This is a genomic window from Halobaculum rubrum (assembly GCF_019880225.1).
Lineage (GTDB): Archaea > Halobacteriota > Halobacteria > Halobacteriales > Haloferacaceae > Halobaculum > Halobaculum rubrum.
In genome coordinates, this window is sequence record NZ_CP082284.1 from 1,614,351 (window position 1) to 1,638,525 (window position 24,175).

Below are 24,175 nucleotides of genomic sequence, written 5' to 3' on the forward strand. Positions count from 1 at the left end.
GAGCGTGTCGTTGCCACTGTCCCTCCGTGGCCCTGACACGTGATTCTTGCCGTACTGTCTTCCGCCAGATCGCCCAAAGATCCTACGCCGACTGGCCCACGTACGAGTCGAGCCGGCTGTTCGATCGCTCGTCCCTCCCCGGAGTAGAATCGGATGTTCGCCTCGTTGCGGAACCCTGGTTCCAGCATAACGATCACGAGGGCGTTGACCAATTCGTCCACGCAGTGCCGCTCGCATACGTCCAGTTCGATGCCCACGACCGGTATGCAGGCTCAACGAGCTACGGGATGGAGACACTGTTCCGCCTGTTCTTGCTGAAAGAATGCCATGGCTGGGACCACGAGACTGCTCTCGTCGAATACCTCACCCAACACCCCGATCTATGCGAACAGATCGGGCTGGACTCGGTGCCGAACCAATCCACGCTGTGGCGCAGCTGGCACCATCGGTTCACTGCTGAACTCCAGGACACCGTCGAGACCACAGCGCGAACCATCCTTATCAAAGCCCAGAATGGGGGTGTAACGGTCCCGCGTGAGCCAGAACGGCAGAGCCACAGACACCGTAACGAGAGTAGAGAATCAGATCCTGATGATCAAACAGTGTTAGACGAGGCCGAGAGAGTCACTAAGCGGGTCAGTGATGTTGCGTTCCCTGCGTTCTCACTGGACCGTGGCGAGGGCTGTGAGATCCGCGAGAACGCTTACTGGGACCTCCAGACCTATCTCGGACTTCGAGAGAACCTTGCCGTCAACGAAGGGGCTCGGAGCTTCATTCACGAATCTAATCGAGAGCGGACACCGCTCGGTCACGCCCATCGGGAGCATATACGCGACCTCTCCATCGAACAGATTCGGGAGATGTACCGCCACGCCGTGAGTCGCCTCTTAGATCGAGTCGCAGAGACAGAGGAGTTCTTCCGAGCCGGTATTGTTGCGATCGACATTACCGAGTCCGACCCGTTCACCGGTGACCGCGCCGGACACAAAGATGAGATTATCGGGACGAAGGAGAAAACCGATGAGTACGCCTACCAGTGGGCCACGGTCCAGCTGGTCGGGAACGCTGTTCCAATAGTCCTCGATGCGCGCCCGGTACGCAAAGGCGATACACGCAAGGAAATCGTCGAGGATCTGTTGGACTCGGCTGAGGCAGCCGTTCACGTCGATAACGTGCTGATGGACCGTGAGTTCGACAGCCAGCACATCCTGGAGATGATCAGCCAGCGCGGCCTCTCCTATGTGGTTCCGAAACGGATGCAGACCAGCGAGAAAGCGCAGGCGAAGCGATTGCTCCAGCGCGACCAGGACCGATACGAGACCGACCGGAAGCTCCACCTCGGCAAGAATGAGTGGCACGAGACGACGCTAATCTACCGTCGGAAAGAGGATTCCGAGCACGACGATCATCGGCAGTACTCGGTGTTCATGACGAATTGCGGGAGTGGTCACCTCACTGAATACGGGTATCGGTGGGAGATCGAGAGCGGCTACAGGTCGATCAAACGGTTCATGGCAGCGACGACGTCGAAGGATTTCGGGCTACGGTTCTTCTACTTCGCGTTCGCGTGCCTGCTGTACTCGATCTGGCGAGCCGTCGACTTGCTCGTCCAGGTCGCGTTGACCGGTGAGTACGAGCACTCGCCGATGGTGACGGCAGATAACACACTGACGCTGCTGAAGAAGGAGACTGGAGTCGGATAGAGAGACACTCAGTCTGGGTTAGCGCGCAGTCTGAGTGGCTACACTGTTGGATGTCTCGAAAATTCGCCCTTACCATTGGAAGTATGACAAGAATGGCCGCTTGGAGAGAGAATTGAGGTCGTTTCCGCTGACTAAATCGGCAAAATCCACGCATTACAGCCCTGCTATACCCGTTGTAGTCTCAACTTCCAGACACGCCGATTTCGTATTGCGTTATCCGATTTATGAAACGTCCCCGGACGGTTATCATCGTACGGGTCGACCACGGGCTATGCGCCTCCAGCACCCGGTGATCGGCTGATGCCGGTCGTTCCGGGGTTCCTCGACCGGCTTGCCTTCCGCGCGAACCTCGCGCCGGCGGCGATCCTCGACCAGTTCGGACGGGGCGGGCGCGCGTCGGTGGCGGACGTCGGCGTCGCGCTGATCGACCTCACGTACCTGATCACCCTCGGCGGCGGCACGCTCGATCCCGATGCGGTGAACCGATGGCTCGGGGATGCGGGGCTGTCGACCGTCGGGACGGAGACGTTCCGACGGGCGCCGGGCGTCAAGCTGCTGCATGTCGAAGCGCCGTACCCCGAACGCGAGTGAATCGCGGCGAGTATCGGCCGACTGTACGCGGAGCCCCGGTGTCGAGTTCGTCGCGCTCGGTCTCACTGCCGATACGGTCGGATCGGACGCTCGCGGGCGATTCTACCGGATCCGCTTGGCAAGACTTACCACCGCTCACGGGTGAGTTCGGGGTATGAGTTCGGTTCCCGAGCGCACGGAGATCGACGAGGAGTACAAGTGGAGCATCGACTCCATCTACGCGGACGACGAGGCGTGGGAGGCCGCCCACGAGGACGTCGAGGAGCGCCTCGACGACCTCCGGGCCTACGAGGGGCGCGCGACCGAGAGCGCGGCGACGCTTCGAGAACTGCTCGACACCTACGAGGGCGTGTTCCGCGAGGTGTCGAAGGTCACGTCGTACGCGCGGCTGCGCTCGAACGAGGACACCCGCGATCAGGAGTACCAGGCGATGTCCTCGAAGGCGCAGGCGCTGTCGGCGGAGGCGTCGAGCGCGTCGAGTTACCTCGAACCCGAACTGCAGGAGTTGGACTGGGGGGACGTCGAGGACATGATCGACGAGGAGCCCGCGCTCGCGGAGTACGAGCACTTCCTCGACGACGTGCTCCGGATGAAGCCGCACACGCGCTCGGCGGAGGTCGAGGAACTGCTCGCGGACCTGAGCGAGGTCACCGGCGCCGCGGGCGAGGCGTACTCGATGCTGTCGGACGCGGACATGACGTTCCCGACGGTCGAGGGCCCCGACGGCGACGAGATCGAGATCTCCCAGGGCAACTTCACGACGCTGCTCCAGAAGCCGGATCGGGAGTTCCGCCACCGCGTCCACGAGGAGTTCTACTCCGAGTGGGAGACCGTCCGCAACACGGTGGGGACGACGCTCGCGAAGAGTGTGAAAAAGGACGTGAAGATGGCGGAAGCCCGAAACTACGACTCCGCCCGTGAGGCCGCTCTGAACGGGCCGAACGTCCCCGTGGAGGTGTACGACACGCTCGTCGACACCGTCCGCGACAACCTCGATTCGCTGGGGCGCCACGCCGACCTGAAGCGGAAGGCGCTCGACGTCGACACCCTGGAGATGTGGGACCTGTACATGTCGCTGACGGGCGACGAGGGCCCCGAGATCAGCTACGAGGAGGCCAAGGAGCACGTGGTCGAGGCGGTCGCGCCGCTGGGCGAGGCGTACCAGCGCCGGATGGCCGAGGGGCTGGAGTCGCGCTGGGTCGACGTGTACGAGAACCGCGGGAAGCGCTCGGGCGCCTACTCGGCGGGGACGTACGACACCCAGCCGTTCATCATGATGAACTACCAGGACGACGTCTCCTCGATGTACACGCTGGCCCACGAGCTGGGGCACTCGATGCACTCGGAGCTGGCGAAGGAGGCCCAGCCGTGGCAGTACGCCGACTACGAGATCTTCGTCGCGGAGGTCGCCTCGACGGTCAACGAGACGCTCCTGACGAAGCACCTGCTGGAGAACGCGGAGTCCGACGAGCTCCGGGTCCACGCGCTCGACCAGTACCTCGAACGTTTCCGTTCTACCCTCTTTCGCCAGACGATGTTCGCGGCGTTCGAGCAGGCGATCCACGAGCATGACGAGGCCGGCAAGCCGCTCACGCCCGACGCCTTCGACGAGCTGTACGGCGACCTGAAGGCGGAGTTCTACGGGCACGTCGACGCCAACGTCGACGAGCACATCCGCCGCGAGTGGATGCGTATTCCGCACTTCTACTACAACTTCTACGTCTACCAGTACTCGACGGGCATCTCGGCGGCCGCGGCCATCGTCGACCGCATCGAGGACGAGGGCGAGGTCGCCGCCGAGGAGTACCGCGCGGCACTGCGCGCCGGCGGCGCCGAGTACCCGATCGACGTGCTCGAGATCGCCGGGATCGACATGACCGACAGCGAGCCGATCGAGTCCGCAATCGGCGTCTACGACGACTATCTCGACGAGGCCGAGGCGCTGCTCGATCTGTAAGACGACCGCGCAGTACTGCGGTCACAGTCGCGACGATCCCCGGCGGAGGCGAACGCTCCCGCCACCCAAAGCCCCTTTACCGGCGGTACCTAAGCACGGACAAGAAATGTCTCGGAGCCCGTCTCTCCCCGACCGGCCCCGCCTCGAGCTGGATCCCGACATGAACGAGGCCGAGCGGCTGGAGGCGCTTCGCAAGCACTTCGAGCGGATCGTCCAGGTCAACGACGAGTTGGACGCCCGCCTCGATGAGGCCCAGAGTCGCCGCGCGGACCTCCGCGGGGAGGTCGACGAGCTCAAGCGCCGCAACGAGGCGCTGAAGACGGCGTCGCTGTACATCGCGACCGTCGAGGAACTCACCGAGGACGGCGCCGTGATCAAACAGCACGGCAACAACCAGGAGGTGCTCACCGACCTCTCGCCCCAGTTGGAGGACGAACTGGAGGCGGGCGACCGCGTCGCCATCAACGACTCCTTCAGCGTCCAGACGGTGCTCGACGACGAGACCGACGCCCGCGCCCAGGCGATGGAGGTCGACGCGGACCCCGAGGTCACCTACGCCGACATCGGCGGCATCGACGACCAGGTGCGCGAGGTTCGCGAGGCCGTCGAGGACCCGCTCATCAACGCCGACGCGTTCCGCGAGGTCGGCATCACCCCGCCCAGCGGCGTCCTGCTGCACGGCCCGCCGGGAACCGGCAAGACGATGCTCGCGAAGGCGGTCGCCAACGAGACCGACGCGACGTTCATCAAGATGGCCGGCTCGGAACTGGTCCGGAAGTTCATCGGCGAGGGCGCGCGCCTCGTGCGCGACCTGTTCGACCTCGCCGAGGAGCGCGAGCCCGCCGTCATTTTCATCGACGAGATCGACGCCGTCGCCGCCAAGCGTACGGACTCGAAGACCTCCGGCGACGCCGAGGTCCAGCGCACGATGATGCAGCTCCTCTCGGAGATGGACGGCTTCGACGACCGCGGGGAGGTGCGGATCATCGCGGCGACGAACCGCTTCGACATGCTCGACGAGGCGATCCTCCGCCCGGGCCGCTTCGACCGCCTCATCGAGGTGCCCAAGCCCGGCCCCGAGGGGCGCGAGCGCATCCTCGAGATCCACACGGCGGATATGTCGGTCGACGACGACGTGAACTTCGCCGACCTCGCCGAGGAACTCGACGACTACTCCGGCGCCGACATCGCCGCGCTCACGACCGAGGCCGGGATGTTCGCCATCCGCGACGAGCGGACGACCGTCCGCCGTGCGGACTTCGACGAGGCCCGCGAGAAGATCGAAACCGACACCGAGGGTCCGGTGTTCAACGACGGCGAGTTCGGTCGCTACCAGTACTGACTCGGGTTCCGATTCGCGGTCGCGTCCGGCGGTTCTCGACTCGGTGCCACTCGTTCTCCCACGCCTCGCTGTTTTCTGGGCGGCTCGGCCCTTCGGACCTCACCGCCGTTGGTCGAGGCGCTCGGTCGTTCGCTTCGCTCACTCCCTCACGCCTCGCTATTTTCTGGGCGGCTCGGCCCTTCGGACCTCACCGCCGTTGGTCGAGGCGCTCGGTCGTTCGCTTCGCTCACTCCCTCACGCCTCGCTATCGACACCCACTTTCGCCCCGACGCCCCACCGCCGATATGGATATCCACGTCGCCGACGGCGTCGGCCGGGGGCCGACCGAGCTGGCCGCCTACGACGCCGCGCTCGCCGACGCCGGCGTCGGCGACTTCAACCTCGTCACCGTCTCGTCGGTCGTTCCCGCCGACGCGACCGTCCGCGCCGTCGACACTGTCCCGGACCTCGGCCCCGCGGGCGACCGGCTTACAGTCGTGCAGGCGCACGCGGCCGCCTCGCCCGAGGACGCCCACGCGACCGACACGGTCACGGCCTGTCTCGGATGGACGACCGGTCCCGGTCCGGGGCTGTTCTACGAGGCCGACGGGAGCGACGCCGACGCGGTCCGCGAGACGGTGTCGACCGGCCTCGACGCCGGCCGCGATCTGCGCGACTGGACCTTCGAGCGCGAGGAGACGCGCTGCGCGACCGTCGAGACCGACGACTCGGCGTACGTCGCCGCGGTCGTCGTCGCCGCCTACGGCGAGAGCGAACCGATCGCGTGAGCCGTCGGCCCCGGTTTCGGGGTCTCGATACTGTATTCAGCCGACAGGTCGCCGACGCCTTTTTACGCGGACCACCCATATCATCGCCGACCCTAATGAACGGCAACAACCCCTATGCGGGGGCGCCTGGCGTCGTCGAGGCGGGCCGTCCCGAGGAGGTCGACCTCACGGCCGACCAGAAGGACGCGCTCCGACAGGCGGTCGCCACCATCGTCACGCGCACCGAGTCGTATCTCCCCGACGGCTACGCCGTCGGCTCCGAACTCTCCTACGGCACGAACGGACCGCAGGCCACCGTCGCGGTCCAGCCGCCGATAGGCCACGCCGTCAGCGCGGGCTTCTCGCCGGACCTCGACGAGATCGAGGCCGGCCTCGACGACGAGGACCGCGAGGAGGTCGCCCGCGGCCTCGCCGCCAGCGCGGCCGCCCAGGTCATGTCCGCCGTCGGCGACGATCTCGAACCGACCGCGCGATAGCCGCGTCGCCTCGCCCGCTCGGACTCGTTCTCCGTCCCGCCGGTCGGAGCGCGCCCGCCGGTCCGCTCGCTCACCGCCCGACGACAGACCGATCGAGGATCTTCGCCGATCCGAACCGCTGTCTATCGATTTTCCTGTAGAATTCATTCTTTCCAATCCCCGCCTGACGCGACGCGGAATCGGAGAACACCGGCCGCGTTGACCTGCTCGGCGCCTCGCCCGTGCGGTCAGGTGTCGCGGCCGCCGACGGGCGGTTCGACGAACAGACCGTAGCCGACGAGCAACGCCGCAAGCAGCGAGCCGAGTCCCGTCCCGACCGACGCGGGCAGCGCTAACCGCGCGGCCCCGACCGCGCCGGCGACGAGCAAGGTCGGTACGGCCGCGAGCAGCAGGTCGTACTTCGACGGCGACACGAGGCCGGCCCCAGGGACGATATCGTCGTTGGACGGGTCTCGAACACTCATCGACTCTCACCACTGTAGAAATACTATACGGTTCGTAAAATCTGTTACGGCTGAAATACTACGTGGATAATTCGTGTACGTGACGAGTGTTCTCTCTCCGGGTGTCCGGCGACCACGAAATCACGTCGATCGAAGGGAATCTGCGCGTTCGGGACGCGATCTCGCCGCCCTACTTCCCCCAGAACGGGTCCGTCTTCCGCCGCTTCTCCAGGTACGCCTTCAGCGCCTCGATCTCGTCGGCGCGGATCTCCGAGGCGAGCTCCTGCTCGAGGATCTTCGCGTGTTTCTCGGGCAGTTCGATCCACAGCTCGTCGCCCTCCTCGATCTGGCGGCCGACGGTCGGCCCGTCGATGGCGACGGAGACGCGCTCGCCCGCCCGTGCCGAGTCGACGTCGTCGCCCTGATGCTGGATGCCCGAGAGCGTGCCGACGCGGTTCGGCTCGCTGCCCTCGAACTTCGCGACCGAGCGGTTGTTCTGGACGGTTCCCGAGAGGATCTCGACGCCGACGACCGCGGGGTCGTTCTGGCGGAAGGTGTGGTCCTGCAGGATGCGGAAGCGCGCGGGCTTGGTGATCTTGTCGAGCACCGTCTCCTGCTGGGTGCGCTCCAGTTCCTCGACGTACGCCTCGTACTCCTCGACGAGTTGGTAGATCACGTCGTCGTCGAACAGGCGCACATCGGTGTGTTCGAGCGCCTCCTCGGCGTCGGCGAGCACGTCGACGTTGAACCCGAGGATCACCTTGTGGGTCTCCTCTTTGGCGGTCTGGGCGACGGTCACGTCGCGCGGGGCCACGTCCCCGACCTCCGCGCGGAGGATCGGGATCTCGGCCTCGTCGAGGGCGTTCGCCATCGCCTCAAGGCTCCCGAGCGTGTCGGCCTTCACCACGACGCCGTCCTCGGCGGTGTCGACCTCGATCTTGGCGAGCTCCTCGCGCACCTCCCGCTTCACCGCCTCGAGCGCCGCCTCGTCGTCGCCGCGGACGACGCGGACCGGCGCGCCCGACATCGCGTCGTCCAGGTCGGGCGCGGCGATCTTGACACCCGCGGCCGCGCGGACCTCCTCGACGCGCTCGAAGCGCTGCTCCGTGCGGATCTCGGCGTTCGGGCGCGGCTGAAGCAGCGCGCGAACCTCCGTCACGATCGGCTCGTCGCGGCCGCCGACGACGACGGTGTCGCCCTCGCGGACGACGCCGTCGTACAGCACCACGTCCAGCGTCGCGCCGAACCCCTGCTCGTCTTTCACCTCCAGTACCGTCCCGACGCCGGGGCCGGCCACGTCGACGGACATCTCCGCTTTCATGTAGCGCTGGGACAGCCCCATCAGGACGGTGAGGAGGTCGGGGATCCCCTCGCCGGTCATCGCCGAGAGCGGGACGACGCCGATGTTGGACTGGAAGTCCTGCACGCGCCAGTAGAAGTCCGCCGAGAACCCCTTGTCCGAGAGATCGCCGATGAGCTCGTAGAGGTTCTCGTCGAGCCGGGAACTCGCGCGGTCGGACTGCTGCTCCAGGGACTGCTGGATCGGCTCACCCTCCCGCGGGTTCCAGCCGGGCGTCGTGTCGACCTTGTTCGCGGCGACGACGAACGGCGTGCCGGTGCGCTTGAGGATGTTGATCGCCTCCTCGGTCTGCGGCTGGAAGCCGTCGTTCACGTCGACGACCAGCACCGCGATGTCGGCGAGGGCGCCGCCGCGCGAGCGTAGCGTCGAAAAGGAGTGGTGACCGGGCGTGTCGATGAACAGCAGGCCGGGCAGGTCGAAGTCGGTCGGGTCGACGAGCGCGCCGGCCATCTCGGAGATCGTCGACAGCGGCACGGCGGTCGCGCCGATGTGCTGGGTGATGGCTCCCGCCTCGCCCTCCTGGACGGCGGAGCCGCGGATGCGGTCGAGCAGCGTCGTCTTCCCGTGGTCGACGTGGCCGAGCACCGCGACGATGGGCGTGCGGAGCGAGCCGGCGTCGAACGTCTCCTGTGTGTCGGCGTCTGAATTCGTGTCTGACATGGCTGAGATCCTCTCTGCGGCGAAGAACGGCTCTTGTCGGTACTGGACGGCCGCATGAAGTAAGGGCTTCGACTCCGCCGAACGCGGGGCGCGACTACCCGATATCGACGTCCGTGACTTCGAAGCGGGCCCCGCCCGCGGCGCCCTCGGTCACGCGGATCTCCCAGCCGTGGGCGCCGGCGATCTCCGCGACGATCGCGAGCCCGAACCCGGTGCCGTCGCTGTCGCTCGAGTAGCCGTGCTCGAACACCGAATCCCGGTCGGCTTCGGGAACTCCGGGACCGTCGTCGGCGACGTAGAAACCGTCGGAGCCGCCGTCATCGTTCTCGAGTGTGTCGACCGTCACGGTTACGGCGTCGCCGCCGTGATCGACCGCGTTCCCGAACAGGTTCTCGAGAAGCTGTCGCAAGCGATCTGGGTCGGCCCGAACGGTTGCGGTTGTCTCGACCGACAGCGTCGCGTCGGCGCTCGCCACGGTCCGCCAGCAGCGCTCGACCAGCGGCGCGAGCTCGACGGGCTCGGTCTCGTGTATCGACTCGCCCTGGCGCGCCAACGTCAGCACGTCCTCGATCAGCGCACCCATCCGTCCGTGGGCGTCCGCGACCGTCCGCAGGTGTTCGTCGTCACGCTCCTCGCGTGCCAGTTCGAGGCGGCCCTGTGCGACGTTCAACGGGTTGCGGAGGTCGTGAGAGACGACGCTTGCGAACCGTTCGAGCTGTTCGTTGTGTCGGGTGAGCTTCCGCTCGTTCGCCTCCAGATCGCGGGTTCTCACCTCGAGCTGCTCGGTCCGCCGGATCGCCTTCGACTCCTGGACCCCGATCAGCAGGCCGCCGATCGAGCCGATGGACAGGGCGATCGCCTGCGTTCCGATCGACCACTCGGCGGTCACGCCGGGGTGGACATCGCGAAGCAGGATGAAACCGTACATGACCGCGACGCCCCCGAACGACCACCCGAGGATCCGCGGGTACTGTTCCCTGTCGATCGTGGAATTCGGCATCCACCGGCCGGTGTAGATGAAGGCCACGGCCGGAGCGGCAACGAACACGAGATCCAGAACCGCCACCAGCGGCGCCTCGCCGCCCAGCAGCGCCCGGACACTTCGGACGATCGCGGCCAGAAGCACGACTCCGCCGACCGCCGAGATCAGCGCCGGCAACCGGGTCAGCCGTCGTTCCGATGTCCCACCGCCGGGCGGATCTGGCGCACCCATCGTGATGTCGGGTCATTCCCTGTCCGCTGGATATAGCTGTGGGATCGCTTCAGCGATTCCGGCGCGGTATTTTCGGTGTCCGACGCCGAACCTGGGGCGTCGGCCCCGCGTCGGACGCCAGCGTGGCGTTTATGCTCGTCGCGTCAGTGAGCGCAGGTATGGCAGATATCCTCGCCGAGAACCTCTCGGGGAAGGCCGTCATGGGCTCGGACGGCACCGAGCTGGGCATGCTGTACAACATCACGATGGACCTGAAGACGGGCTCGCTGTCGGATCTCCTCGTCACGCCGAACGAGGAGCTCTCGCCGGCGCAGGTGCCGTTCGACCGCGACGAGTCGGGCCGATTTCACGTCCCGGTCGCGGACGTACAGGCGGTGAAAGACTACATCGTCGTCCGCACGTAATGGAAGTCCTCGACTCGTCCGCGTTCATCCACGGGTACGACAGCGACGACCGGACCGCCTCGATCCCCGCCGTCCAGGCGGAACTCACCGGCGAGACCGCCCTCCGATTCGACGCCGAGGAGGGCGCCGGGATGCACATTCACGTCCCCGGCGAGGGCGCCGTCGGACGCGTCCGCAGCGCCGCCGAAGAAACCGGCGACCTCGGGGAGCTGTCCGACACCGACCTGCGCCTGCTCGCGGCGGCGTTCGAGCTCGACGCGACGCTCGTCACCGACGACTACGCCATGCAGAACGTCGCCGAGCGCATGGACGTCCGCATCCGCGTCATCGCCCGCGAGGGCATCGCCGAGGAGCGCGACTGGCAGTTCCAGTGTACGGGCTGTGGCCGCACGTTCGACGAGAACCGCGACCGCTGCCGGATCTGCGGGAGCGACCTGACCCGGAAGAACCCGGCGTAGCCTCAGACGCCGGCCGTCTCCAGGTACTGGACGGCGAACTGGACGGCGTTGTACGCGCCGTGGACGAAGATCGGGACGGTGAGGTTGTCCGTATATTCGTATACGCCGCCAAGAACGAGGCTGAGAACACCGGTTACGACGACGTACACCAACTGCTGTTCGGTGGTTCCCGCCCCCGCTGGGAAGTGGACTAGTCCGAATAGTAGCGACGCGCCCACGATGGCACCGACCGGACCGAGCGCTCGCCGAAGCTCTCCCTGGATGACTCCGCGGAAAACGAACTCCTCACCGACGGCAGTCGTCAGAAACGATAGCGGGATCATCGCGAGAAAGTACAGCGGCGGATTCGTAAGGGCCCGGTTCGTGCTCGGTGTCAGGCCGACGGCCGCGAAGGCCGTGAGGATAGCATAGCCCGCAAGTAGTAGGAAGACTGCGCCGCCGACTGCGACGACAGCCTCACGACGGGTCGGAACGCGGATCTGTAAGAGGTCCCGGTCGCCGGCATAGACGGCGAACATCACGGCGGCGACGGCGAACCCGACGTACTGACCGACGGTCTCCGCGACGGACATCGCCGCTGAGCCGTCGGCGACTCCGAGTGCCGCAGCCCCGCCCGCGACCAGAGGAATCATCGTCCACGCGGCGACCAGCGCCGCCACCAACGCTAGCAACGCCTGCGTGACCCGGAGAACGACCTCTCGCCCATCGATCGTCCCCCCGGGCGGGCCGAGTTCGACGGTCACTTCACTCCACCTCGAGCCGCCGCTTCTCGGTGACCGCCTCCGCCTCGGCGAACTCGCCGCCGCCGAGCAGGCCGCGCGCGGCCTTCTTCCCCCACTCGACGGCGGGCTGGGTGAACGTCGAGACGCCCGCGAGCTCGCCGTAGAGGATGCACGCGGCCTCCGTCCCGTACAGCAGCTCGCCGAGCCCGCGCTCGTCGACGCGGTCGATCTCGATCCGGACGTTCTCCCGGTCGGCGGCCGCGAGGCTCGCCTCGGTCGCGCGAAACTCCGCGTCCAGCAGCTCCCCGAGCGACGAGCCGCCGAGGTACGACAGCCCCTCCAGGTCCGTCTCGGGGATGCCCACGTCGGCCGCCTCGCGGGGGCGCACGAGCGTGACGAGCTTGTCGGCCGGGCCGGCGCGGTACAGCTGCAGTTGACTGTGTTGGTCGGTCGCGCCGAGCGCGCGGGCGGGCGTCTGCCCGCGTCCGTCCTTCCCGAGCGACTCGGCCCACAGCTGGGCGAACCACTCGGCGAACCGCTCCAGGGACTCGGCGTACGGCATCACGGCGTTCGTCGCCGCGCCGCGTTCCGCCAGCGCGTACGTCGTCGCGCCGTAGGCGTACGCGGGCGACTCGAACAGCGACCCCGCGAGCCGGTCGGCCTCGTCGGCGGCGCCCGCCAGCACCGCGTCCGGATCGACGCCGGCCACCGCGCCGGCGAACAGCCCGACCGTCGACAGCGCGGAGAAGCGGCCGGGGACGCCCTCGGGCACGTCGAGCGCGGGGAGGTCGTGGCGGTCGGCCATCGACCGGAGGTTGCCCGCCTCGCCGGTCGTGACGACGGTGCGCTCGGTCCAGTCGACGCCCGCCGACTCCATCGCTTCGCGGACGACGAGGAAGTTCGAGAGCGTCTCCGCGGTCGTCCCGGACCGGGAGACGACGTTGACGACGGTCGACGAGAGGTCCACGTCGTCCACGATCGCGCGGATCCACGCGGGGTCGACGTTGTCGAGGTATCGGCAGTCGACGCCCGTCCCGAGCGCGTCAGTGAGGGTTGCGGCCCCCAGCGCGCTCCCCCCGATGCCGACCGTCAGGAGGTGGTCCGGGTCGAATCCGTCGGCCGCTCGCCGGATCGCGTCGGGGTCGCACGTGTCGGGGAGGTTCAACGCGGCGTACCCGTGTTCGGCCTCGGCGCGGCCGCGGTCGATGCGGTCGTGGGCGTCGGCGACGCGCTCGTCGAGCGCGTCGAGATCCCTCCGATCCAGCCCGAGATCGCCGTCGAGGGCGTTGCCGATGTCGACGTTCATGCGAGAACCGCCGTCCGCCGCCGGCAAAACCCTGCCGTCCTCGCCACCCCCCTGACGCCACGCCGACCGGCTCGCGACGACCGGCCCACGACGGCAGTGCCGTGGCCGCCGCGCCGGCTTCCGTCACCCTCTCATCCGACGACCGCGGAACCGGAACCGCGGACGGGGCGCTTAACACCGCCGCGACCCAACCACGGGCGATGACAGACGCCGAGGCAACGCCCGAGGCCGCGACGGCGTCCGGCGGGGACGACCCCGCCGGAGTCGAGTCCGGCGGGAGCGACGAGGGGTACCGCGGCGTGTTCGGCGCGTTCCCGTACGCCGCACGCGCCAGCGAGTCGCTGACGTTCAAATCGTACGTCCTCGTCGGCGGCCTCGCGGCGGCGCTGTTGACGCTGCTGTTCACGCTCGCGCTGATCACGCTGTTCGGTGCGACCGCGCAGGCGCGTTTCTCGATCGTCCGGGCGTTCTACGTCGTCGTCGCGCTCGGCGCCGTCGCTCCGACGGTCTCCCCCGTGTTGCTCGTCGCGCGCTCGCGCCGTCGCGGAACGTCGGGGCGCCCCGGCTACGAACTCGGCCTCGCGCTGGCGGGGTACCTGTTCCTCGCGTCGTTGTACCTCGGCGTGGTCGCCGCCCTCCCAGAGACGTTCGTTCTCGACGGCGAGACGGTCGCGCGGCCGCCGCCCTCGGGCGCCTTCGCGCCGTTGATCGCGGTGCTGTACGACCTCCCGCGGCTGTTCGGGCTCGTGATCCCCGTCGTCGCCGCGCTGCTCGTCCCGCTGGTTCACTACCTCCGTCGCTGACGGACCCACCTCGCTCCGCCGTCGTTCGAGGGCTCACTGCGTTCGCCCTCGCTGGTTCCTTGGGCGGAGCGGACCACCTCGCTCCGCCGTCGTTCGAGGGCTCACTACGTTCGCCCTCGCTGGTCACGAAACGGGGAAAAGCCCTCCCCGCCTACCCACACCCATGACCGACCGCGACTCCGATGGATCCGAACTGGACGCCGTCCGCGACGCGCTCGCGTCGGCCGCCGGCGACGCCGACGCCGGCGCCGCCGCCGACGGCGAGTACGACGGCACGTTTCTCGTCACCCACGCGGACGACGACTCGGCCGTGCTGCGGGACGTCGACTCCGGACAGGTGCACACGCTCTCCTCGAACCCCGGCGTCGCCGAGGGCGAGGCCGTCGAGGGCGTCGTCGCGCCCGACCCGCCGATGAACGTCTCCTGGCAGCTCGTCGAGGCCCATGAGCGCCGGCAGATCGCCGTCGAGGAGAGCGAGGAGCCGCCGACCCGGCACTCGCTGGATCTCGCCGACGACCAGGCGGTCGGCGAGCTCACGCGCACCGAGCGTGCCGGAACCGGGGAGATCCACGTCATCTCCGTCCCCGAGGACGACACCCGTCGGGCCGTCGCCGACGTACTCGACGATCCCGACACCAGTCGGACCCACGCGGCTCGCCTCGGCGTGAACCGCGTGGAGATCCGGTCGGCTCCCGGGGTCGTCGCCGTGCGGTATATGCCGTAGCCCGTCGCTACCGCTCCTCCGGTCCGATTCTCGACGCTTTCCCCGTGGAGCTACTGGGCCCGCCACTTCTCGAAGTAAACTCGATACCGCGATATCGATTCACCAACAACAGGTGGTCGGGCGTGTGCGCTCGACCCGTTCGAGTCGTCTCGTGAACGCAACTGCTCACGATCCGGCCGGGCGGAGCGCTGTCGCTCGCTTCAGTACCGGTCACTTCTCCGAGTACCGCCCGTTCCCCCACGATTATGTGAACGAGCTGCGACTCGTTTCCATCGTCGCCATCGAGCCGTGGTACTGCCATCAGTGTGGGACCGAACTGGTGCGCCGGGAGATACACGGACGGGAGCGACGGTCGTGTCCAGACTGTGGCCACCGTCACTTTCGAAACGCGGTGCCGGCTGTGGATGTCATCGTTCGGGCCGAGGACGCCGTGCTCCTGATCGAGCCAGTTGGGCGGGACGAGTGGGAACTTCCGGGGGGACACCCCGAGTTCGACGAGGAACCCGCGAACGCGGCCGTTCGGGAACTCGAGGAGGAGACTGGGATCGCGGCCGACTCGTCCTCCCTCGATCTCCTCTCCGCGGTCCACAGCACGCATCGGGATCGGCATTACACGATGATCACGTACGTCGTCGACTACTCGGAGACCGACGGGACCCCGGCACCCGGCGAGGAGGCGACGGACGTCGAGTTCTGGTCGGTCGCCCGGATCCTGTCCTCGCCGGAGGCCACGAGACGGATCGACCGGGAGGCGATAGAGACGATGCTCGACGAGTGAACCTCACCCACCGGAGCGACGCGCCGGATCGGCGAACGTACTCGCAACCGTGAGCGGCGGCGTCGTTCCGCGGTGGCGATGTCGGTCGTCGAGGGAAGACAGCGTCGTCGACGCGCCGGCACGGGAACGGCGTCGACGCGACGCTCACGGGATCGATCGCGGCGCCGTACCCGACTCACTCTCTCGGGCCGGCGACCGACTGCACGCGCCACCCGCCCTCGATCGCGCCCGCACGTTCGATCAACTCGACGACGGTTCCGTCCCCGACGCAGGTGCCTCCCTCGACGGCCTCAACCCGGAACGTGAGATCCAGCGAATCGCCGCAACAGCCCACGTCGACGAACTCCTCGCGCTCGTCGCCGACCCGTGGCTCGTCGAGCATCCGCCGGAGGTAGTTCCGGTAGCGGTCCGTCCGGATCTGGTCGCGGCCCCACTCGCTCAGTCCGTCGGGGAACGAGAGGACCACGCGCGCCGCGTTGTCGTCCATGGCCTCGGTTACGGGGCCTCGCCACATCGACCTGTCGTCGGTGTGTCCGCGAGGCGCCATACCGGCTTCCCGAAGACGGACCCCTCGAGAGCAGCGTGACCGTCCGAGTGACGACCGGGGTGGTGCCGCTGCTCTCGAGGTAAAATCGACCCTGTACCGCACGATGTACTGTCTCGTCGCATCGAGCGGGCGACGTGTCCGGGACTCGGACGGGCCGACGCGGGGGAGGGCCGGCGGAACGAACGAGCGGAGATCGCCGCGTGTCCTGATCGGAATCGGTCGGAAGCGTGACCGTGGGCGGCGAATACGGCTGAAACGCCGGTGGCCGTGAAGAAGAAGGCTTATTCGGTGCGCGGGGGGACCGGAACGCATGGCTCGATTCGAGGTACCGGAAGTCGATTACACCCGGTACACGAACCGGCAACTCGCCGCGATTCCGCTCGCGGTGTTGGCCGTCGCGCTCCTCGTCATCGGCGGGGCGTACGCGACGACCGGGGCGCCGGTCGATCCGGGGCTCGATTTCACCGGCGGCACGGAGATGCGTGTCGCCGTCGACGCCCCGAGCGACGCACAGGCACGCGAAGACATCCGCGGGGCGTTCACCGCGACGCCGGATAGCATCCAGCGGGTCGGGAACAGCGACGTGTACATCGCCACCTTCCAGACGGAGGGGTCCGACACCGAACAGAGCGAGCTCACCCGACAGCTCGAATCGGAGGCCGGCGAGGCCGGGTTCGACGTCCGATCCATCGAGGGCGTCGGGGCGGCCTTCGGGTCGGAGACCCAACAGCGCGCGCTGATCGGCGTCGTCGCCGCCTTCGCCGGAATGGCCGCGCTCGTGTTCGCGCTGTTCCGGACGTTCGTTCCAAGCATCGCCGTCGTGGTCTCGGCGTTCTCGGACATCGTCATTCCGGTCGCGCTGATGAACCTCCTCGGCATCGAACTCACGCTCGGGACGGTCGCGGCGCTGTTGATGCTCATCGGCTACTCCGTCGACTCCGATATCCTCCTCAACAACAGCGTGCTCCGTCGCTCGGGCGACTTCTACGAGTCGACCTACCGCGCGATGCGCACGGGGGTCACGATGACGCTCACCTCGCTGGCGGCGATGGCCGTGATGGCGGTCGTCGCGTCGTTCCTCGGCATCGGGCTGCTCGCGAGCATCGGCACCATCCTCGTGTTCGGGCTCGCGGCTGACCTGATGAACACGTACCTGCTGAACGTGTCGCTGCTTCGCTGGTACAAGTTCGAGGGGGTGGCACGATGAGTGCCTGGGAGACGATCAAGGACAACTGGCGGGTCGTCATGCTGGTGTTCATGCTCGCCCTCTCGTCGTTGTTCCTGTTCGCGCCGGCGTTCGAGCCGTCCGGGAGCCAGGGACCGGCCGCCCAGGAGAGCGCGACGAACCTCCAGTACGGGCTGGAGCTGTCGGGCGGGTCGCGGATCCGCGCGCCACTCGTCGGCGTCACCGCCGACGAGGTGCAGTTCGAGGGCCGCGACACTGCCGAGGTCGAACGCGACGTCGCCGCGGAACTGGAAGCCGGCGACAGCTCCGACGTGATCGCGCGGTTCTCGACGAACTCCAGCGGGACGGTCGAACTCGTCACCGAGAACGCGACGCAGGCCGACCTCCGGGACGCGCTCGATGCCGCCGGCTACGAGTACGAGACCGTCCGCGACGGCGTCACCGACGAGACCCGCGAGCAGACGATCGAGGTCCTCGAGTCGAAGATCAACGCCGCCGGCCTCTCGGGCGGGAGCGTCCGGACGATCGGCAACGGCGACTTCGTCCTCATCGAGGTCCCCAACGACGACCTCAGCGAGGTCCGCGATCTGGTGAACTCCCGTGGGACCGTGCAGATCGCGGCGTACCATCAGGTCCAGCGGAACAACACGACGGAGTACGTGAACACGACCGTCATCCGGCAGGAGGACTTCCAGACGGTCGGCACCGCCCAGCAGGGCGAGCAGGGCCCCGGACCGCACGTCCCGGTGTCGGTGCAACAAAGCGAGGCCGAACGCGTCCAGCGGCTGTTCGTCGAGACGGGCGTCGCCGGACAGGGCGGCACCGACTGCACCTACAGCCAGGAGAACGGGGCGAACACCACGGAGCCGTGCATCCTGATCATCCGCGACGGGAGCGTCGTCTCCTCGTTCGGGATGAACCCCTCGCTCGCGCAGTCGATGCGAAACGGCGAGTGGGCGCAGGACCCGCAGTTCATCCTCGTCACCGGCTCGTTCGAGCGCGCGCAGGACGTCTCGGTCGACCTCCGCGCCGGCGCGCTCCCGGCCGGACTGGCGCTCGATGAGGGGACCGCGACCTCCATCAGCGCCGCACAGGGCGACGACTTCAAACGCGACTCGGTGATCATCGGACTGCTCGCGGTGCTCACGGTCGCTGGCGTGGTGTTCTTCCGCTACGGCGACCCCAAGGTCGCCGCGCCGATGGTGCTCACCGCGTTCTCCGAGGTGGTCGTCCTCCTCGGATTCGCGGCGTTCATCCAGTATCCGCTCGACCTCTCGGTCATCGCGGGGTTCATCGCCGTCATCGGGACCGGCGTGGACGACCTCGTGATCATCGCCGACGAGGTGATGGCCGAGGGCGACGTGAACTCCCGGCGCGTCTTCCAGTCGCGCTTCCGGAAGGCGTTCTGGGTCGTCGGCGCCGCGGCCGCGACGACGATCGTCGCAATGGCTCCGCTGGCCTCGCCGTGGCTCTCGCTGGGCGACCTCCAGGGCTTCGCCATCTTCACGATCCTCGGCGTGCTCGTCGGCGTGCTCATCACTCGGCCTGCGTACGGCGACATCCTCCGTGCGCTGCTGACCGACCGCTGAGCCCGACGCGGCGGGGCGCTTCCGGTTCCCCCCCCCGTCGCGCCGAACCGCTTTTCGCTCCGTCGTGCGAGTCGGCGACCGTGCCCTCCGAGTCATCCAGTCAGGCCGACGGCGATTCGGGTGCCGACGGCCCGACCGACGACCACCGCTCCGACCGCGGCGACCGACTGACCGACGACGACATCGAGCGGGTCACCCGCCGCGTCGTCCGCGAGGAGTTGGCCGCACGCGACGACCGCTCCGGCTCCGTCTGGACCGTCCTCGTCGGTGCCGCCGTCGGCCTGCTCGTACTGCTTCCGCTCGCGGGGATCGTCCTCTCGACGCTGGCCGACGCGGGCGTTCCGATCCCGCTGCTCGCGGCCGCGGCGCTGCTCGTCGCCGGCGCGCTCGTCGCCTACGGCTGGCGGCTGCCGCCGTTCCGGTGATCTCTCTCCATGCTCCCCGACCCCCCGGCGAGACTTTATAAATATACACAGTGCACTGTGTACACATGGGGACGAAAACGATCTCCCTCGACGACGAGGCGTACGAGCGGCTGAAAGCCCACAAGCGGGAAGGGGAGAGCTTCAGCACGGTCGTCAAACGACTCGCCGGCGAACGGTCGTGGCGGGAGGTCGCCGGGATCTGGGAGGGTGAGACGGACGAACTCGAAGCGGCGATCGAGGAGGGACGCGAACGGTCCCGCGAGCGACGTGATCGGGTCGCCGACGACCTGACGGAATGATTCAGGACACGAGCTTTCTGATCGATGTGCTGAACGGGGACACCGACGCGCTGGACGTCCTCGACCTCCTCGAACGGGAGAGCCGCCCCGAGAAGGTCGCCTCTATCACGTCGCTGGAACTCTACGAGGGGGTCCACCGGTCCGACAGGCCCGAGGAGGAGAAACGAGAGGTGCTTCGCGTGCTTGATTCCAAGCACGCGATCCCGGCCGACCACGGCGTGATGAAGCGGGCCGGGGAACTGAGCGGTACGCTCATCGCTAACGGCGACCGGATAGACCGGGAGGACTGCATCATCGCGGCGACCGCGATCCGAGAGAACGAACCGGTTCTGACCCGGAACGTCTCCCACTTCGAGCGGATCCCGAACCTCGACATCGAGACGTACTGAGGCGACGGTTCCTCCCGTGTTCGGTCCGGGTCAGAACTCCCCGAGCGCCGACTGCTCGCTCGCCGCGAGCACGTCGTCGCAGGTGCTCCACGACGTGCGGGCGCACTCCGGCAGGTCGCCCTCGCGGTCCACGTACTTCCGGAGGAACTCGCGAGTGTTCGGGTCCGAGGGGTAGCCGCTGCCGATCCCGTCGTAGCCGCGGTCGCGGTAGGCGGCGTCCAACTCGGCGACGATCCGGTCGCGTTCCACCTTGGCGACGACGCTCGCGGCCGCGACGACCGGGTACGACTCGTCGGCGCCGTGCTCGGCCGTCACATCGACGCTCGGGCCCGAACGGTGTTCGCCGGCACCGTCGCCATCGCGGTCGCCGACGCGGTCGCGGTCACCACCGTCGGCGGTTGTGCCGTCGTCGGCGAAGGCGTCAGCGATCCCGTCCGCGACGCGCTCGGCGAACCGCGACTCGCTCACGTCGCCGGCGTCGACGACCGCGCGGTCGCCGTCGCGGGCGACCGCCGCGAGCGCCTCGGCCTGTCCGGCGACGGTGAGGGTGTTCATGTCGGTCGCGGGGTCGTCGATCCGGTCGACGGAGACGACGGCGACCGAGACGCCGACGCGGTCGTCGCCCCGGAGGACGGCGTCGAGTTCCTCGCGTCTCGTCGCGGAGAGGCGCTTGGAGTCGTCCACGCCCTCGGGGATCGCCGCGGGATCGGCGCGGACCGCGGCGGCGACCATTGGGCCCAGCACCGGCCCCTTTCCTGCCTCGTCTGCGCCGAGCACGGCTCACTCCCCGTCGACGTCGGTGTCGCGATCCTCGTCGTCGAGGAAGAACCCGGAGTGCTCGAACTGCTCGTCGCGCCCCTCGACGGCGAGCACGTCCAGCGTCGTCACCTCGGCGTCGACGCCGAGCAGGCCCGCGAGGCTCGGTTCCGTCCGCCCCTCGTCGCCGGAGATCAGCTCCTTGATGTAGAGGCCGCCGGCGCCGTGAACCTCGACGGCAACGTGGCGGGCGTCCTCCAGTTCGCCGGTCACGTCGTGGGCGACGCGGGTCCGCGTCTTCGCGGCGCGCCGGTGGTCGACGCGGTTCGGCGTGTACTGCTCGATGGTCGCGCCGTCGAGCTCGTCGACGGCGTCGGCCAGTTCCTCGGCGGTCACGTCGGCGCCGAACTCGACGGCCGCGTGGTACCGCTTCGTCGCGTCGAGCTCCTTCACGCGCTCGACCATGTCGTGGGTGCAGCGGCGCAGGCCCTCGACCTCGACCTTCCCGTCGGCGAACGCGTTGATGTCGGACTCCAGTCGATCCGCATCGATATCGCGGCGCCGGGGCTCGTCCACCTCGATCACGAACGGGCGGCCGGTGCCGAGCATCAGCGCGTCCACGTCCTCGCGGCCGGCGCCGTGGAAGGTGGAGTCGACGCCCTCCATCACGTCCTCAACGACCGGTGCGGTGAGCTGTTCGACGCTCTCGGGGTACAGGTACCCCGAACCGTCGCAGGTGTCGCAGGGTTCCCGGCCCTGTCGACCGGATCCACGGCAGTCCGAGCAGGGCCACTCCGTCTGCGGGATGTCGCGCTCGAGCTTCCGGTAGCGGCCGTACACGTGCGCGGAGTTGACCGTCGCCTCGACGCGGTCGGCGTCCACGTCGAGGAGGAACTGGACGTGCGGGCGCTCGAAGTCGACCTCGGTGTCGGTGACCTGGCCGACGCGCTTGCCTACTTCCCTGTTGAGTTCCTTGCGCAGCGGCTCGCCGATCTCCGGGTCCAGCCCGGCGTCCTCCCGGAGCAGTCGGTCGTTCTCCTCCGCGAGCGGCGGGACGCGCGTCCCGACCTGGTAGGTGGCGTACTCGTAGTCCGCGACCGCGTCGGCTGCGCGCTCGGCGAACTCGTCGACGCGCTCGAACACGCCCTCACACACCCAGCAGTCGCCGGCCGCACCGCCCTCGTAGTCGGAGTTGTCGTCGAGCGCGACGGCGATCCGGAGCCCGCGGCCGCGCTCGTGGTTGCCGAGGCCGAACGAGCGCTCGGCGAACGGGCGGCCGAGGCAGTGGTCACACAGCGGCCCTGTCGCGAGGAGCGCTCGGGCGGCGTCGAGAACGTCGGGGACGGCGCTCTCCCCGGAGGAGCCGGCGTCGTCGCCGCCAGCGTCCGCGGGAGCGTCGGAGTCGGTCATACCCCGAATCGTCGCGGGGGGCGGTAGGCACTTTCGGTCCGGCCGGACCGCTTGCGGGGCTCAGCAGCGGCGCGGAGTGAACGGACCGTCGCCGGCGTGTGGGCGCTGCTCCTCGTCGGCGACGATGTCGCCGCTACTCGCCGGCGACGGCGGCGCCGTCGGCGCTGTCGGGCGGGACCGAGCGGACGGCCGTCACGGCCACGTCGGTCACGCCGAACGTCTCGGCGAGCGCGTCGGCGACGGTCTCGCGGTCCTCGCCGGCGTCGCCCGCGAGCGCGACTGTGGCGTCGGCCTCGACCGTGAGGTCGTTGAGGCCGGGCTGGAGGCCGCGGATGTCGAGCGACTCGACGGCGCCGACCGCGTCGGCGCGTGCGAGTTTCGTTTCGGCGCCCTCGGCGAGGTCGCCGGGCGCGGATCTGGACACCGCGATGGTCATGCTGGCGTCGGCCAGTCGCTGTCGGTGGACCGACATAGACTCCCTGCGCGGCTCGAACGCGACTGCGGGCCTTCCCGGGGGAGCGGGTCTGCCGCGCGAGCCGGCTGACGGAGTCACGGGGACCTGAACGGGAGGTAGAAAACGGCGTCCGCCTCCGCTCGGGTCGAGCCCGAGACGCGTCGCCGGGTCACGCGGCGATGGAGACGGACGGTCCGTACACGGGGGCGATATTCCCCGCGGCCGCACCCACGCCGGTCCCGGTCGCGTTCGCCTTCGGCGCGGCGAACGCGACACGGACGGCGGCGGGGGCGCCGGCGACCGACCACCCATCCCCGTCGCTACCGAACGACGAGCGGGGTGTGAGGGTGGTGTGGTCGGTCATTGGGGGCCTCCGTGGGTCGTCGTACCTTCGCCGATGAGGGCGGAATTCTTAATACTTTCTCCGCAGTGACAGGAGTTGGCACGGAGGTCGCCGACGTGGCGGACGCGACAGTCGTCGCGGTTCTGAACCGACACGCTGCCCGGACGAACGCCGTCGGCCTCGCCACGCCGCCGCCCCAGTTCTCGTCGTTGATTGCAACGGAATCAGGCTTATCCGTCGGGTCGAACTCGACCGGCGTACATGAGGCTGGACGCGCAGTTCGAGAAGCTCGCGTCCGACGGGGCCACCGACAGGCGCCTCGCGGTGGTTCGTCGCGACGGCAGCACGCCCCTCGACTCCATGCTCCGTCGGCTGTTCACCGATCAGCCGGTGACGGTCACGATCAACTCGTCGGCCGTCGAGGTCGTCGACGACGACGTCGCGGTCCTCGTCGAGAACGACGAGGTCGTCGCGACCTCGCCGTTGGCGTCGCTCGAGCGCGCGATCCTCATGGTCAACTCGGACATCTACACCACCGGGACGCTCGACCTCGACGACGCGGAGTTGCCTTCGGTGCTCACCGAACTTGCGGACGTGCCCTTCCGCCTGCGGGGGTATCCGCACGCACACAAGGAGAAGCTCCTGCTCATCGCGATGAGCAGGCAGATCGAGTTGCGCGCGCACCGGGCCGACCGGGGGGAACTCCACGCCTCCTTCCAGCGGCTCTCACGGATCGACGACGAGACCGGCACCATGCGGGCGTACGAGCGGCTCTCCGACGGCGACGTGGACGTACACGTGTACGGCGAGCCGGACTGGGACCCCGAGTCTCGACTGGACGTGACCGCCCACGCCGGCTACGGCCACGGCTACAGCGACTCGTGGTTCGTGGTGTTCGACCCGCCGTCCGACGCGGTCGGTCCCGACACCACGGCCGCGGGACTCCTCGTGCTGGAGGAGGAGCCGAACGTATGGCGCGGGGTCTGGACGTTCCGCCCCGGCCCGGTCGCGGACCTCGCCGAGACGGTGCGTCGACAGCTGTAGGCCGGTCCGGCGCCGTCGGACAGCAT

General features: G+C 68.3%; 27 protein-coding genes. 17 read left to right on the forward strand and 10 right to left on the reverse strand.

Features of this window, described 5'->3' with window-relative positions:
- Window positions 1-26: 26 nt before the first annotated feature.
- The 6 genes from K6T25_RS08395 to K6T25_RS08420 all read left to right on the forward strand — a co-directional run bounded on the left by K6T25_RS08395 (window position 27) and on the right by K6T25_RS08420 (window position 6,836).
- The gene (locus tag K6T25_RS08395) at window positions 27-1,703 is read left to right on the forward strand and encodes a transposase (protein WP_345778215.1); all 1,677 of its coding nucleotides are present in this window, start codon (window positions 27-29) and stop codon (window positions 1,701-1,703) included.
- A 300-nt stretch (window positions 1,704-2,003) separates the two neighbouring features.
- Entirely contained in the window at window positions 2,004-2,294 is a 291-nt protein-coding gene (locus K6T25_RS08400) for a hypothetical protein (protein WP_222913157.1), read from the forward strand.
- Window positions 2,295-2,448: 154 nt separating this feature from the next.
- Complete coding sequence (pepF, locus tag K6T25_RS08405; protein ID WP_222913159.1) at window positions 2,449-4,251, forward strand: oligoendopeptidase F; 1,803 nt, start codon at window positions 2,449-2,451, stop codon at window positions 4,249-4,251.
- A gap of 106 nt (window positions 4,252-4,357) precedes the next feature.
- The gene (pan2, locus tag K6T25_RS08410; RefSeq protein ID WP_222913161.1) at window positions 4,358-5,593 is read left to right on the forward strand and encodes a proteasome-activating nucleotidase Pan2; all 1,236 of its coding nucleotides are present in this window, start codon (window positions 4,358-4,360) and stop codon (window positions 5,591-5,593) included.
- A gap of 284 nt (window positions 5,594-5,877) precedes the next feature.
- Complete coding sequence (locus K6T25_RS08415) at window positions 5,878-6,360, forward strand: pyruvoyl-dependent arginine decarboxylase (protein ID WP_222913163.1); 483 nt, start codon at window positions 5,878-5,880, stop codon at window positions 6,358-6,360.
- Window positions 6,361-6,455: 95 nt separating this feature from the next.
- Window positions 6,456-6,836 carry a DUF5811 family protein gene (locus tag K6T25_RS08420; protein WP_222913165.1) on the forward strand — a complete coding sequence of 127 codons (381 nt, stop codon included), beginning with the start codon at window positions 6,456-6,458 and terminating at the stop codon, window positions 6,834-6,836.
- Between the two features lie 227 nt (window positions 6,837-7,063).
- Here the strand turns inward: K6T25_RS08420 and K6T25_RS08425 are convergent, their stop codons facing one another.
- The 3 genes from K6T25_RS08425 to K6T25_RS08435 all read right to left on the reverse strand — a co-directional run bounded on the left by K6T25_RS08425 (window position 7,064) and on the right by K6T25_RS08435 (window position 10,512).
- Complete coding sequence (locus K6T25_RS08425; protein WP_222913168.1) at window positions 7,064-7,300, reverse strand: DUF8015 family protein; 237 nt, start codon at window positions 7,298-7,300, stop codon at window positions 7,064-7,066.
- A gap of 169 nt (window positions 7,301-7,469) precedes the next feature.
- Complete coding sequence (gene infB, locus K6T25_RS08430; RefSeq protein ID WP_222913170.1) at window positions 7,470-9,299, reverse strand: translation initiation factor IF-2; 1,830 nt, start codon at window positions 9,297-9,299, stop codon at window positions 7,470-7,472.
- A 94-nt stretch (window positions 9,300-9,393) separates the two neighbouring features.
- Window positions 9,394-10,512, reverse strand: a complete 1,119-nt coding sequence (locus tag K6T25_RS08435; RefSeq protein WP_222913172.1) for a sensor histidine kinase — start codon at window positions 10,510-10,512, stop codon at window positions 9,394-9,396.
- 158 nt (window positions 10,513-10,670) lie between these two features.
- Between K6T25_RS08435 and K6T25_RS08440 the strand changes: the two genes are divergently transcribed.
- On the forward strand, window positions 10,671-10,916 hold the full coding sequence (locus K6T25_RS08440) for a PRC-barrel domain-containing protein (protein WP_073307159.1): 246 nt from the start codon (window positions 10,671-10,673) through the stop codon (window positions 10,914-10,916).
- Entirely contained in the window at window positions 10,916-11,374 is a 459-nt protein-coding gene (locus K6T25_RS08445) for an NOB1 family endonuclease (RefSeq protein WP_222913174.1), read from the forward strand. The genes K6T25_RS08440 and K6T25_RS08445 overlap by 1 nt, the downstream gene beginning before the upstream one ends.
- 2 nt (window positions 11,375-11,376) lie before the next feature.
- On the opposite strand, the gene K6T25_RS08450 is transcribed toward K6T25_RS08445, so the two are convergent.
- Both K6T25_RS08450 and K6T25_RS08455 read right to left on the reverse strand, forming a co-directional pair.
- Window positions 11,377-12,117 carry a CPBP family intramembrane glutamic endopeptidase gene (locus tag K6T25_RS08450; protein ID WP_222913176.1) on the reverse strand — a complete coding sequence of 247 codons (741 nt, stop codon included), beginning with the start codon at window positions 12,115-12,117 and terminating at the stop codon, window positions 11,377-11,379.
- Between the two features lies 1 nt (window position 12,118).
- Window positions 12,119-13,402 carry a glucose-6-phosphate isomerase gene (locus K6T25_RS08455; protein WP_222913177.1) on the reverse strand — a complete coding sequence of 428 codons (1,284 nt, stop codon included), beginning with the start codon at window positions 13,400-13,402 and terminating at the stop codon, window positions 12,119-12,121.
- 200 nt (window positions 13,403-13,602) lie between these two features.
- On the opposite strand from K6T25_RS08455, the gene K6T25_RS08460 reads away from it, so the two are divergent.
- The 3 genes from K6T25_RS08460 (at window position 13,603) to K6T25_RS08470 (ending at window position 15,707) form a co-directional block, all read left to right on the forward strand.
- On the forward strand, window positions 13,603-14,205 hold the full coding sequence (locus tag K6T25_RS08460; RefSeq protein ID WP_225917714.1) for a DUF8056 family protein: 603 nt from the start codon (window positions 13,603-13,605) through the stop codon (window positions 14,203-14,205).
- 163 nt (window positions 14,206-14,368) lie between these two features.
- On the forward strand, window positions 14,369-14,929 hold the full coding sequence (locus tag K6T25_RS08465) for a DUF5812 family protein (RefSeq protein ID WP_222913179.1): 561 nt from the start codon (window positions 14,369-14,371) through the stop codon (window positions 14,927-14,929).
- A 400-nt stretch (window positions 14,930-15,329) separates the two neighbouring features.
- Window positions 15,330-15,707, forward strand: coding sequence for an NUDIX hydrolase (locus K6T25_RS08470; protein WP_222913180.1), 378 nt, complete (start codon window positions 15,330-15,332; stop codon window positions 15,705-15,707).
- A 175-nt stretch (window positions 15,708-15,882) separates the two neighbouring features.
- On the opposite strand, the gene K6T25_RS08475 is transcribed toward K6T25_RS08470, so the two are convergent.
- Entirely contained in the window at window positions 15,883-16,194 is a 312-nt protein-coding gene (locus tag K6T25_RS08475) for a DUF7968 family protein (protein WP_222913183.1), read from the reverse strand.
- Between the two features lie 370 nt (window positions 16,195-16,564).
- On the opposite strand from K6T25_RS08475, the gene secF reads away from it, so the two are divergent.
- The 5 genes from secF (at window position 16,565) to K6T25_RS08500 (ending at window position 20,142) form a co-directional block, all read left to right on the forward strand.
- Complete coding sequence (gene secF, locus K6T25_RS08480; protein WP_222913185.1) at window positions 16,565-17,461, forward strand: protein translocase subunit SecF; 897 nt, start codon at window positions 16,565-16,567, stop codon at window positions 17,459-17,461.
- Window positions 17,458-19,029 (forward strand): preprotein translocase subunit SecD, encoded by a 1,572-nt coding sequence (locus K6T25_RS08485; protein ID WP_222913187.1) that lies wholly within the window; start codon window positions 17,458-17,460, stop codon window positions 19,027-19,029. The genes secF and K6T25_RS08485 overlap by 4 nt, the downstream gene beginning before the upstream one ends.
- Before the next feature lie 80 nt (window positions 19,030-19,109).
- Complete coding sequence (locus K6T25_RS08490; RefSeq protein ID WP_222913189.1) at window positions 19,110-19,454, forward strand: hypothetical protein; 345 nt, start codon at window positions 19,110-19,112, stop codon at window positions 19,452-19,454.
- Between the two features lie 65 nt (window positions 19,455-19,519).
- A complete protein-coding gene (locus tag K6T25_RS08495; protein ID WP_222913191.1) occupies window positions 19,520-19,753 on the forward strand; it encodes an antitoxin VapB family protein in 234 nt (77 codons plus the stop codon).
- Entirely contained in the window at window positions 19,750-20,142 is a 393-nt protein-coding gene (locus K6T25_RS08500; RefSeq protein ID WP_222913193.1) for a type II toxin-antitoxin system VapC family toxin, read from the forward strand. Before K6T25_RS08495 ends, K6T25_RS08500 begins: the two co-directional genes overlap by 4 nt.
- Before the next feature lie 30 nt (window positions 20,143-20,172).
- On the opposite strand, the gene K6T25_RS08505 is transcribed toward K6T25_RS08500, so the two are convergent.
- The 4 genes from K6T25_RS08505 to K6T25_RS08520 form a co-directional block, all read right to left on the reverse strand.
- Window positions 20,173-20,874, reverse strand: coding sequence for a ribonuclease H family protein (locus tag K6T25_RS08505; RefSeq protein ID WP_222917957.1), 702 nt, complete (start codon window positions 20,872-20,874; stop codon window positions 20,173-20,175).
- Window positions 20,875-20,922: 48 nt separating this feature from the next.
- Window positions 20,923-22,308, reverse strand: coding sequence for a tRNA pseudouridine(54/55) synthase Pus10 (locus K6T25_RS08510; protein WP_222913195.1), 1,386 nt, complete (start codon window positions 22,306-22,308; stop codon window positions 20,923-20,925).
- A gap of 133 nt (window positions 22,309-22,441) precedes the next feature.
- On the reverse strand, window positions 22,442-22,780 hold the full coding sequence (locus K6T25_RS15560; protein WP_225917716.1) for a hypothetical protein: 339 nt from the start codon (window positions 22,778-22,780) through the stop codon (window positions 22,442-22,444).
- A 151-nt stretch (window positions 22,781-22,931) separates the two neighbouring features.
- Window positions 22,932-23,126: a hypothetical protein gene (locus tag K6T25_RS08520; RefSeq protein ID WP_222913197.1), complete on the reverse strand. Its 195-nt coding sequence runs from the start codon at window positions 23,124-23,126 to the stop codon at window positions 22,932-22,934.
- Between the two features lie 240 nt (window positions 23,127-23,366).
- On the opposite strand from K6T25_RS08520, the gene K6T25_RS08525 reads away from it, so the two are divergent.
- The gene (locus K6T25_RS08525; RefSeq protein WP_222913199.1) at window positions 23,367-24,149 is read left to right on the forward strand and encodes a DICT sensory domain-containing protein; all 783 of its coding nucleotides are present in this window, start codon (window positions 23,367-23,369) and stop codon (window positions 24,147-24,149) included.
- Window positions 24,150-24,175: the final 26 nt, after the last annotated feature.